Consider the following 10,083-nt stretch of genomic DNA (forward strand, 5'->3'; position numbering starts at 1 on the left):
CGGTCCGTGGATCGCCCTGGTCGACGCGGCCGCCGAGGCCGGTGACGACTGGACCCGAACGGTGCTCGACGGGCTGGGACTGGCGACCGTGCGGGTGCCCGCCGACGGCGACCGCGCCGCGATCGCGGCGCGGTTGCGCGAGGTCACCGCCGGCGGCGACCGCTTCGGCGGGGTGCTGTCGCTGGCCACCGGACTGTCCACGACGCTCGCGGTAATCCAGGCCCTCGGTGACACCGGGCTGGACGCCAAGCTCTGGGTGCTCACCCGGGGCGCGGTCAGCGTCGGCCGCTCCGACCGCCTCACCAACCCCGGCCAGGCCACGCTGTGGGGCCTGGGCCGGGTCGCCGCGCTGGAACTGCCGCACCGCTGGGGCGGCCTGATCGACCTGCCCGCCACCCCGGACCCCGCCACGGTACGGCGGCTGCCCGGCGTCCTCACCGGCGCCGAGGACCAGGTCGCGCTGCGACCCGCCGGGGTGTACGCCCGCCGCCTCACCCCCGATCCGGCCCGGCCGGAGGGCCCCCGCACCGAGTTCCGGCCCGCCGGGACCGTGCTGGTCACCGGCGGCACCGGCGGCATCGGCGCGCACGTGGCCCGCTGGCTGGCCCACGCCGGCGCCGAGCACCTGCTGCTGGCCGGGCGCCGTGGCCCGGACGCCCCGGGCGCGGCCGACCTGCGCGCCGAGCTGACCGGCCTCGGCGCCCGGGTGGACATCGTCGCCTGCGACGTCGCCGACCGTGCCGCCTTGGCCGCCGTCCTGGCCGCCCACCCCGTGACCGCGGTGTTCCACGCGGCCGGGGTCGTCGCGGACGGCCTGCTCGACGAGCTGACCCCGGCGGCGCTGGCCGGCGTACTCGGACCCAAGGCCGACGCGGCCCGGTACCTGCACGAGCTGACCCGCGACCGGGAGCTGTCCGCGTTCGTGCTGTTCTCCTCCACGGCCGGGGTGATCGGCGGCCCCGGCCAGGGCAACTACGCCGCGGCGAACGCCTACCTGGACGCCCTGGCCGAGCACCGCCGGTCGCTCGGCCTGCCCGCCACCTCGGTGGCGTGGGGGGCGTGGGCCGACGGCGGCATGGTCGCCGACGGTGCGGCGCGGCGGATGCGCCGCGGCGGGATCCGGCCCATGGACACGGCACCGGCGCTCGCCGCGCTGCGCCAGGCGATCGACCTGGGCGAGACGGCCGTGACGGTGGCCGACGTCGACTGGTCGCGCTTCGGGCCGGCGTTCACGATGGCCCGGCCGCTGCCGCTGATCGCCGACCTGGCGCCGGTGCGGCAGGCCGTACCCGAAGAGACCGGGCCGGGTGCGGCGCCGCGGCTGGCCGACCGGGCCGCCGTGCTGGGGATGCTGCGCGGGCAGGTCGCCGCCGTGCTCGGGCACACCGGCACCGGCCAGGTCGAGCCGGACAAGGCGTTCAAGGACCTCGGGTTCGACTCGCTGACCACGCTGGAGCTGCGCAACCGGCTGCAGGTGGCGACCGGGCTGACCCTGCCCGCCTCGCTGGTCTTCGACTACCCGACCCCGGCGGAGCTGGCCGAGCACCTCTTCGGCGAGCTGCACGGCGCGCGCGCCGAGGCGGACGCCACCCCGCGCGGCACCGCCACCGTGGCCACCGACGACGACCTGATCGCCGTGGTCGGCATCGGCTGCCGGATGCCGGGCGGGGCCGGATCCCCCGAACAGTTCTGGCGGCTGCTGGCCGAGGGCCGCGACGGCATCACCGGATTCCCCGCCGACCGCGGCTGGGACCTGGCGATGCTGGCCGAGGGCCACTCGGCGACCCGCGAGGCGGGTTTCCTGACCGGGGTCGCCGACTTCGACGCCGCGTTCTTCGGCATCTCCCCGCGCGAGGCCCTGGCCATGGACCCGCAGCAGCGCCTGGTCCTGGAGACCGCGTGGGAGGCCCTCGAACGCGCCGGCATCGACGCGGGCACCCTGCGCGGCAGCCAGACCGGCGTGTACGTGGGCACCAACGGCCAGGACTACGGCGAGATGCTGCGCCGGGCGGGCGACCCGGAGGTCCTCGGGTATCTCGCCACCGGCACCACGGCCAGCGTCCTGTCCGGCCGTCTCGCGTACGCGCTGGGCCTGGAGGGCCCCACGGTGACCGTCGACACCGCCTGCTCGTCGTCGCTGGTGGCGATCCACCTCGCGGCGCGGGCGCTGCGCGCGGGCGACTGCGCGCTGGCCCTCGCGGGCGGCGTGTCGGTGATGTCCACCCCCGACTCGTTCATCGAGTTCACCAGCCAGGGCGGCCTGGCCCCGGACGGGCGGTGCAAGGCGTTCGCCGAGGCGGCCGACGGCACCTCCTGGTCCGAGGGGGTCGGCGTGCTGGTGCTGGAACGGCTCTCCGACGCGATCCGCCACGGCCATGAGGTGTGGGGGGTCGTCCGCGGCTCCGCGGTCAACTCCGACGGCGCCTCGAACGGCCTGACCGCCCCGAACGGTCCCGCCCAGCAGCGGGTCATCCGCGCCGCCCTCACCGACGCCCGCCTCACCCCGTCCGAGGTGGACGCGGTCGAGGCGCACGGCACCGGCACCAGCCTGGGCGACCCGATCGAGGCGCAGGCGCTGCTGGCGACGTTCGGCCGCGACCGCGCGCACCCGCTGCTGCTGGGCTCGGTGAAGTCGAACATCGGCCACACCCAGGCCGCCGCCGGGATGGCCGGTGTGATCAAGATGCTGCTGGCGATGCGGCACGGCGAGCTGCCCAAGACCCTGCACGTCGACGCCCCGTCGTCGCACGTGGACTGGTCGGGCGGCGCGGTCGAGCTGCTCACGTCGCCGACCGCGTGGCCGTCGACCGGCCGCCCGCGCCGGGCCGGGGTGTCCGCGTTCGGCCTGAGCGGGACCAACGCGCACGTCGTGCTGGAACAGGCACCCCAGGCCGTCGCGGCCGGGCCCGGCGATCCCGGCGTGATCGTGCCCACGGCGGTGCCGTGGCTGGTGTCGGGTCGCTCCCGCGACGCGCTGCGGGCGCAACTGGCGGCGGTCACCGCCGTGGACGGCGACCCGCTGGACGTCGCGTACACCCTGGCCGTGGGCCGGGCCGCGCACCCGCACCGGGCCGCGCTGCTGGCCACCGGCGGCGAACGCACCGAGGTGGCCCGCGGCGTGAGCCGCGCGGCCGGGCCGCTGGCGTTCCTGTTCACCGGGCAGGGCGCCCAGCGCCTCGGCATGGGCCGCGACCTGTACGCCCGGTTCCCGGCGTTCGCGCGGGCGTTCGACGAGGCGGCCGCGCACCTGGACGTGCTGCTGGACCGCCCGCTGCGCGAGGTGGTGTGGGGCGACGACGCGGCCCTGCTCGAACAGACCGGCTGGGCGCAGCCCGCGCTGTTCGCGGTCGAGGTGGCGCTGTTCCGGCTGGCCGAGTCGCTCGGTCTGCGCCCGGACTTCCTCGCCGGGCACTCGATCGGTGAGATCGCCGCCGCGCACGCGGCGGGGGTGCTGTCGCTGGCCGACGCGGCCACCCTGGTCGCCGAGCGGGGCCGGCTGATGCAGGCGCTGCCGGCCGGCGGCGCCATGGTCGCCGTGCGGGCCGGCGAGGAGCAGGTCCTGCCGTACCTGAGCGGCGACGTCGCCCTGGCCGCGGTCAACGGCCCGGACGCGGTGGTGCTCTCCGGCGCCGAGCAGGCCGTGCTGGCGGTCGCCGCCCGCTTCGAGCGGACCAGACGGCTGCGGGTCAGCCACGCGTTCCACTCGCCGCTGATGGAGCCGATGCTGGCCGGGTTCCGGGCCGTGGTGGCCCGGCTGACCTTCGCCGAGCCGCGCATCCCCCTCGTGGCCTCGGGCGACGTCACGTCGCCGGAGTACTGGGTGCGGCACGTGCGGGACACCGTGCGCCACGCCGATCACCTGCGCGTGCTCACCGAGGCGGGGGTGGGCACGTTCGTCGAGATCGGACCGGACGGTGCGCTGGCCGCGATGGCCGGTGACCTGGACGTCATCTCGGTGCTGCGCCAGGGCCGCGCCGAGCAGGAGACGTTCGCGGGCGCGGTGGCCCGGCTGTTCGTCGCCGGGGCGAGCGTCGACTGGCGGGCGTTCTTCGCGGGCACCGGCGCCCGCATGATCGACCTGCCGACGTACCGGTTCCAGCGGCAGCGGTTCTGGCCCGAGGTCGCGGCGGCGGCGCCCGCCCCGGTCGACGTGGGCCGCTGGCGCTACCGGATCGCGTGGCGGCCGGTGCCGGTGGCACCCACCACGCTGGACGGCCGCTGGCTCGTGCTGCTGCCCGCCGAGCCCGGCCCCCGCGACGAGGCGGTCGTGGCGGCGCTCGGCTCTGCCGCGATCCCGGCCCAGCCCGCGGACCTGCCAGAACTCGGGTCCGCGCCGGAGCCGTCCGGCGCCCGCTTCGACGGTGTCGTCTCGCTGCTGCCCGACCTGCCCGGTGCCGTGCTGGCGCTGCTGGCCGGGCACGGCATCACCGGACCGCTGTGGTGCGTGAGCTCGGCACCGGCCGCGTGGGGCGACGCGTCCGTGGCCGCGCTGGAGGCCCCGGACGCCTGGGGCGGCATCATCGACCTGGCCGACGGATTCGACCCCGACGGCCTGCGGGCGGCCCTGACCGGTCCGGCCACGCAGATTTCCGTACGTCCCGACGGTGTGCACGCCCGCCGCCTGCTGCGCGCCGAGGCCACGGCCGACGCGTGGCGCCCGCGCGGCACGGTCGCGGTGATCGGCGGCACGCCCCAGCTCACCGAGTGGGTGACCGCCGCCGGGGCGCGGGCCGTCGAGGACCCCGCCGACGCGGACGCGGTCATCTACGCCGCCGGTGACCTCGCCGGGCTGGCCGAGGTGGACGCCGCGGTCGGCGACCGGGCGCTGGACGCCTTCGTGGTGCTGGCCTCGGTCGCCGGGGTGTGGGGCTTCCGCGGCCAGGCGGCGGAGTCGGCCACCAGCGCCGAGCTGATCGCCTACGCGCGGACCCGCCGCGAACGGGGCCTGCGGGCCACCGCCGTCGCGTTCGGGCCGCTGGCCGAGACCACCGAGGCGGGCATGGCCGCGCACCTGGCCCGCAACGGCCTGCCGGTGCTACCCACCCGGTACGCGCTCGACGCGATGGCGCAGGCCGTCGCCGCCGACCACACCGAGGCCGTCGTCGCCGACGTGGTGTGGGAACGGTTCGCGCCCTCGTGCGCCGCGTCGCTGATCGCCGAGCTGCCCGAGGCGGCCCAGGCGGCGGTCGCCGACCCGGAGTTCCGGCAGCACCTGCTGGAACTGCCCGAGACCGCCTGGCCGGACGAGCTGCTGAACCTGGTGCGCGGCGCGGCCGCCGGGGTGCTGGGACACACCGGCACCGACCCGGTCGAGGCCGACCTGCCGTTCCGGGATCTCGGCTTCGACTCGCTGACCGCGGTGGACCTGCGCAACCGGCTGGCCGCCGGGACCGGGCTCAGCCTGCCCGCGACGCTGGTGTTCGACCATCCGACCCCACGGGAACTCGCCGACCACCTGCGCGACGCGCTGCTCGGCGCCCGCCCACACACCGCCGTACCCGTGGTGTCCGCCGCCGCGACGGCCACCGACGCCGTCGCGATCGTCGGCATGGCCTGCCGGTATCCCGGCGGGGTCCGCTCGCCGGAAGACCTGTGGCGGCTGATCGACGCCGGGGTGGACGCGGTCGGCGCCATGCCCACCGACCGGGGCTGGGACCTCGACGGCATGCGCAGCGTGACCCGGCAGGGTGGCTTCCTGTACGACGCCGCCGACTTCGACCCGGACTTCTTCGCGATCTCCCCGCGCGAGGCCCTGGTGATGGACCCGCAGCAGCGCCTCGTGCTGGAGACCGCGTGGGAGGCCCTGGAGCGGGCCGCCATCGATCCGGCCGGGCTGCGCGGCAGCGACGCCGGGGTGTTCGTGGGCGGCGGCAGCGGCGAGTACCGGGTGGACGCCGATACGTTCGGCCAGCAGTGGCAGACCGCCCAGTCGGCGAGCCTGCTGTCGGGCCGCCTCGCCTACACGTTCGGCCTGCAGGGCCCGACGGTCACCGTGGACACGGCGTGCTCGTCGTCGCTGGTGGCGCTGCACCTGGCCGCGCAGGCGCTGCGGGCGGGGGAGTGCTCGCTGGCCCTCGCGGGCGGCGTCACGGTCATGTCCACCCCGGTGGGCTTCGAGGAGTTCAGCGCCCAGGGCGCGCTGTCCGCCGACGGCCGGTGCAAGGCGTTCTCCGACGACGCGGACGGCACCGGCTGGTCCGAGGGGGTCGGCGTGCTCGTGCTGGAACGGCTCGCCGACGCCCGCCGCAACGGCCACCAGGTCCTCGCGGTCGTCCGGGGCTCCGCGATCAACTCCGACGGGGCCTCCAACGGCCTGACCGCGCCGAGCGGCCCGGCCCAGCAGCGGGTGATCCGCAGCGCGCTGGCCGCCGCCCGCCTCGCCCCGTCCGACGTGGACGCGGTCGAGGCGCACGGCACCGGGACCCGGCTCGGCGACCCGATCGAGGCGCAGGCGCTGCTGGCCACGTACGGGCAGGGCCGCGCCGTCCCGCTGCGGCTGGGCGCGGTGAAGTCCAACATCGGCCACACCCAGGCCGCCTCCGGGGTCGCCGGGGTGATCAAGATGGTGCAGGCGATGCGGCACGGCGTGCTGCCCCGCACGCTGCACGTGAACCGGCCCACCTCGCACGTCGACTGGTCGGCGGGCGCGATCGAGCTGCTCACCGAGTCGGTGCCGTGGCCGTCGACCGGGCGGGCGCGCCGCGCGGCGGTCTCCTCGTTCGGCGCCAGCGGCACCAACGCCCACGTGATCCTCGAACACCCCGAGGCTGCCCCGGCGCCCGGCCCCGGCGCCACGGACCCGGACCCGGCGGTGCTGCCGGTGCTGGTGTCCGGCCGTACCCCGGAGGCGTTGCGCGCCCAGGCGGCCGCGCTGCTGGCGTACCCGGCGGATCCGCCCGCCCCGGTCGGGGATCTGGCGTACTCGCTGGCCACCGGCCGGTCGGTGTTCGCGCACCGGGCCGTCGTGCTGGCCCGCGACCCCGGCGACCTCAGCGCCGGCCTGGCCGCCCTGGCACAGGACGGAGCCGCGGGCACCGTACTGCGCGGCGAGGCCCGCCCCGGCAAGCTCGCGTTCCTGTTCGCCGGGCAGGGCAGCCAGCGCATCGGCATGGGCCGCGCCCTGTATGCCCGGTTCCCGGCGTTCGCCGCCGCGCTCGACGAGGTCCTCGCCGGGCTCGACCCCGACGTGCGCGACGTGCTGTGGGGCGACGACCAGCAGGCCCTCAACGACACCGGTTACGCCCAGCCCGCCCTGTTCGCGGTCGAGATCGCCCTGTACCGCCTCCTCGAATCCTGGGGGCTGCGCCCCGACCACCTGGCCGGGCACTCCGTGGGTGAGATCGCGGCCGCGCACGTGGCCGGGGTGCTGTCCCTGCCGGACGCCTGCACGCTGGTGTCGGCGCGGGCCCGGCTGATGCGCGCCCTGCCGCCCGGCGGTGCCATGGTGGCGCTGCGGGCCACCGAGGCGCAGGTCGTGCCGCACCTGACCGGCCTCGTGTCCATCGCCGCCGTGAACGGCCCCACCTCGGTCGTCATCGCCGGCGCCGAGGACGAGGTGTCGGCCGTCGCCGCCCGCTTCGACAAGGCCACCCGGCTGCCGGTCTCGCACGCCTTCCACTCGCCGCTGATGGAACCGATGCTGGCCGAGTTCCGCGAGGTGGTCTCCGGGCTCACCTTCGGCCCGGCCCGCATCCCGATCGCCACCACCGGCGACCCGGCCACCCCGGAGTACTGGGTGAACCACGTCCGCGACACCGTCCGCTTCGCCGACGCGCTCGGCGCTCTGGCCGAGCGGGGCGTGCGTACGTTCCTGGAGGTCGGCCCGGACGCGGCGCTGTCCGCGCTGACCGCCGAGGCGGTCACCGCGCCGGTCCTGGTCGTGCCCGCGCTGCGCAAGGACCGCGACGAGGAGACCGACCTGGTCACCGCGCTGGCCCGGCTGCACACCCACGGGGTACGCGTCGACTGGCGGGCCTTCTTCGCCGGGCTCGACGCCACCCGGGTGGACCTGCCGACGTACGCGTTCCAGCACCAGCGGTTCTGGGCCGACCCGCCGCGCCCGGCCAGCGGGTCCGCGCTGCCGCCCGGCGACGCGCCGATCTGGGCGGCGGTGGAACGCCACGACATCCCCGCGCTGGAACGGTTGCTGCACGTCGACGGGACGGCGCTGGCCCAGGTGGTGCCGGCCCTGCTCGACTGGCGGCGCCGGGCGCAGGACCAGGCCGCCCTCGACGAGGTGCGCCACCGGATCGGCTGGCGGCCCCTGACCGCCCCGCCCGGCACCGCCCTGACCGGCACCTGGCTCGCGCTGCTGCCGCCGCACGCCGGGGCGTGGGAGACCCAGGTGCTCGACGGCCTCGGCGCGGACCTGGTCCGGGTCACGGTCACCGGGCCCGACCGGGCCGCCCTGGCCGCCGCCCTCACCGGCACCGGCGCGTTGAGCGGTGTGGTCAGCCTGGTCCAGGACGCGGTGCTGACCGCCACGGTGGTGCAGGCGCTCGGCGACGCGGGAGTCAGGGCGCCACTGTGGAACGTCACCCGCGCCGCCGTCTCCACCGGACCCGGCGACCCGGTGCAGCGCCCCGATCAGGCCGCCGTCTGGGGGCTGGGACGGGTGGCCGCCATGGAATACCCGGACCGCTGGGGCGGCCTGATCGACCTGCCCGACACCCCCGGCCCGCAGACCGCGCGGGCGCTGGCCGCGATCCTGGCCGGGCTGGACGGCGAGGACCAGGTCGCGATCCGCGCCGCCGGAGTGTCCGGCCGCCGCCTGCTGCCCGCGCCCGCACCGGACCCGCAGGCGCTGTGGCAGCCGACCGGCACGGTCCTGATCACCGGCGGCACCGGTGCCCTCGGCGCCCACGTGGCCCGGACCCTCGCCCGCCACGGCGCCGGGCGGCTCGTCCTGGTCAGCCGCCGGGGCCCGGACGCCCCCGGGGCCGCCGAGCTGCGCGACGAACTGACCGGGCTCGGCGCCGACGTCCGCCTGGTCCGGGCGGACGCGGCCGACCGGGCCGCCATGACCGCGCTGCTGGCCGGCCTCGACGACCTCACCGGCGTCGTGCACACCGCCGGGGTGCTCGACGACGGTGTCCTCGACCGGCTCACCCCGGACCGCTTCACCGGGGTCTTCCGGGCCAAGGTGGACCCGGCCCTGCTGCTCGACGAGCTGACCGCCGACCGCGACCTCGCCGCGTTCGTCCTGTTCTCCTCGGCGTCGTCCGCCGTCGGCAACCCCGGCCAGGCCAACTACGCGGCCGCCAACGCGGTACTGGACGCCCTCGCCGAACAGCGCCGCGCGCGCGGCCGGGCCGCCACCTCCATCGCGTGGGGCGCCTGGGGCGGCGGCGGCATGGCCGAGGGCGCCGACGCCGAAGCCCACGCCCGCCGTGCGGGCATCGCCGCGCTGAACCCCGACGCCGCCTGTACGGTGCTGCGCCAGCTCGTCCGCGAGGACCTGGCCACCGCCGTGGTCGTCGCGGTCGACCGGAGCGGCGCCGCCCGTGGCATGCGCGGCAACCTGCTGCGCGACATGCCGGGCTTCGCCGAGCTGCCCGCCGCCGCCGGGCCACCGGAGGTCACCTCGGGTGAGCTGCGGGACCGGCTGGCCGCGCTGCCCGCGCCGGGGCGGCTGGAGGCGGTCCTCGACGTCGTCCGGGAGCAGGCCGCCGAGGTCCTCGGGACCTCCGGCGCGGCGGTCACCGCCGAGCGGCCGTTCCGCGACCTCGGCTTCGACTCCCTGGCCACCGTGGAACTGCGCAACCGGCTGACCGCGGCGACCGGCCTGGACCTGCCCGCCACGCTGGTGTTCGACCACCCGGCACCGCAGGCCCTGGCCGAGTACCTGCTGGCCGAGATGCTGCCCGGCGCGACCGCCGGGCCCGACGACGAGGAAGCCGACATCCGGCGGCTGCTGGCCACGGTGCCCCTCGACCGGCTGCGGGAACTGGGCGTGCTCCAGCCCCTGCTGGAGATGACCGGCCGCGCCGAGCCCGGCGACGCGGCGCACGAATCGATCGACGCGATGTCCGTGGACGACCTGGTGCGGGCGGCACTCGACGGTGCCGGCGAACAATGACGGAG

At 77.1% G+C, this 10,083-nt stretch carries 1 protein-coding gene (only partly in view); it reads left to right on the top strand.

The genetic code is table 11. The features are described 5' to 3' along the window. Positions 1-10,078: the end of a type I polyketide synthase gene (locus tag EV385_RS30390; RefSeq protein WP_130512569.1), read on the top strand. The gene continues 17,246 nt to the left of window position 1, outside the view; 10,078 of the gene's 27,324 nt are visible here — the last part of the coding sequence; its start codon lies off the left edge, out of view; its stop codon occupies positions 10,076-10,078. Positions 10,079-10,083: the final 5 nt, after the last annotated feature.

The sequence above is a fragment of the Krasilnikovia cinnamomea genome, assembly GCF_004217545.1.
GTDB lineage: Bacteria > Actinomycetota > Actinomycetes > Mycobacteriales > Micromonosporaceae > Actinoplanes > Actinoplanes cinnamomeus.